Genomic DNA, 1,892 nt, shown 5'->3' with positions numbered 1-1,892 from the left:
CGCGGCTCCCCCCGCCCCCCCGCGCGGGGTCCCCCCCTCGCGGGTGACCCCGCGCCCGCGGTGTGGGGGGGGGGGCCCCGGGGGCCCCGCCGCCCCCCCCCCCCGGGCGTTGCCGCCCCCAGGCCGGCCCAGGCCGGTACAAGCCAGGCGGGCGGCAGGCGGCGGCCAGTGACCGCCGCCCACGGACGGCCCGGGTGCGGCCCGTAGAGTCGGCGCGACAGCGTGAGACGAGGGCGAGGACGGAAGCATGGCACTGCTGACCGCACTTCAGGGCGACTACGGGGACACGGCGGACGCGCTGCGGATCGACGGGCGGGCGCTGTCCCGCGAGGAGCTGCTGGGCGCGGCGACCGCCGTCGCCGACCGGGTGGCCGGTGCGCCCGCGCTCGCCGTGCTCGCCCGGCCCGCCGTCGAGACGGTCGTCGCCGTGGTCGGCGGCCTGCTGGCGGGCGTGCCCGTGGTGCCGCTGCCGCCCGACTCCGGGCCCAAGGAGCGCGAGCACATCCTGCGTGACTCGGGTGCGGTGCTGCTCGCGCACGCCGTGGGTGACGTCGTACCGGGTGAGGTGGAGGGGCTGCCGGTCGACCCGACGGAACGCGCCGCCACCACGTTCGCCGAGCCGGCGCCGGACGCCACCGGCTTCGTCCTCTACACCTCCGGCACCACCGGGGCGCCCAAGGGAGCCGTGATCCGGCGCCAGGCGGTCGCCGCCGACCTGGACGCGCTCGCCGCGGCCTGGCAGTGGACCGCCGAGGACACCCTCGTCCACGGCCTGCCGCTGTTCCACGTCCACGGACTGATCCTCGGCGTCCTCGGCGCCCTGCGGACCGGCAGCCGGCTCGTGCACACCGGGCGGCCCACCCCGGCGGGGTACGCGGCCGCGGGCGGCAGCCTGTACTTCGGGGTGCCGACCGTCTGGTCCCGGGTGGCGGCCGACCCCGGGGCGGCGGGTCGGCTGGCCTCGGCCCGGCTGCTGGTCTCCGGCAGCGCGCCGCTGCCGGTACCCGTGTTCGAGAAGCTGGCTGCGCTCACCGGGCACGCCCCGATCGAGCGCTACGGGATGACCGAGTCGCTGATCACCGTCAGCACCCGGGCGGACGGCGAGCGCCGGCCCGGCAGCGTCGGCCTGCCGCTGGACGGGGTGCGCACCCGGCTGGTCGGCGAGGACGGCGCGCCGGTGCCCTCCGACGGGGAGAGCGTCGGAGAGTTGCAGGTCGCCGGGCCGACCCTGTTCAGCGGGTACCTCAACCGGCCCGACGCGGATGCCGAGGCCTGGACGGCGGACGGCTGGTTCCGTACCGGGGACGTCGCCGTGATCGGTGAGGACGGCTTCCACCGGATCGTCGGTCGCGCCTCCGTCGACCTGATCAAGAGCGGTGGCTACCGGATCGGCGCCGGCGAGGTGGAGGCCGCGCTGCGCGACCACCCCGCGGTCGCCGACGCGGCGGTGGTCGGTGCGCCGGACGAGGACCTCGGGCAGGCCATCGTCGCGTACGTCATCCCGGACGGCGCCGTGACAGGGGAACAGCTGACGGCCTTCGTGGCGGAGCGGCTGTCCGCGCACAAGCGGCCGCGCCGGGTCGTGCTGGTGCCCGAACTGCCCCGGAACGCGCTGGGAAAGGTGCTGAAGAAGCAGCTGCTGGCGGAGGCCGACCAGCAGGGATGAGGGGGCGTCGGGCCGCGGCCCGATGACTGGCCTTCACCCTGATGCCCCGTCGGTGCTCACCGGCCGTGAACCCTTCCATTGGCTCACTCCACTGCGCGCCGTGAGCGGACGCGTGCCTACCGTGACACGCAGGCAGAACTGAATCCCCGCCCCGCGGGGCGCCGCGCCCCCGCGCCCCCCCCCAGGCCGGGGGCCGCCGGGCGGGGGCGGGCCCGCCCGACCGGCC

Annotated in this window: 1 protein-coding gene; it reads left to right on the top strand. The window is 77.4% G+C overall.

The window, feature by feature from the left end:
* Window positions 1-247: 247 nt before the first annotated feature.
* Window positions 248-1,666 (top strand): acyl-CoA synthetase, encoded by a 1,419-nt coding sequence (locus ACFV61_RS25795; RefSeq protein ID WP_380338402.1) that lies wholly within the window; start codon window positions 248-250, stop codon window positions 1,664-1,666.
* The last annotated feature ends 226 nt before the right edge of the window (window positions 1,667-1,892 follow it).

The organism is Kitasatospora sp. NPDC059817 (assembly GCF_042731835.1).
Taxonomy (GTDB): Bacteria; Actinomycetota; Actinomycetes; order Streptomycetales; family Streptomycetaceae; genus Kitasatospora.
The sequence above is the reverse complement of the archived record's forward strand: the minus strand, read 5'-3'. Positions and strand labels throughout refer to the sequence as shown.

What these genes read in the sequence shown, in the direction of transcription:
- ACFV61_RS25795 (WP_380338402.1), top strand. Translation starts at nt 248, where the DNA reads ATGGCACTGCTGACCGCACTTCAGGGCGACTACGGGGACACGGCGGAC.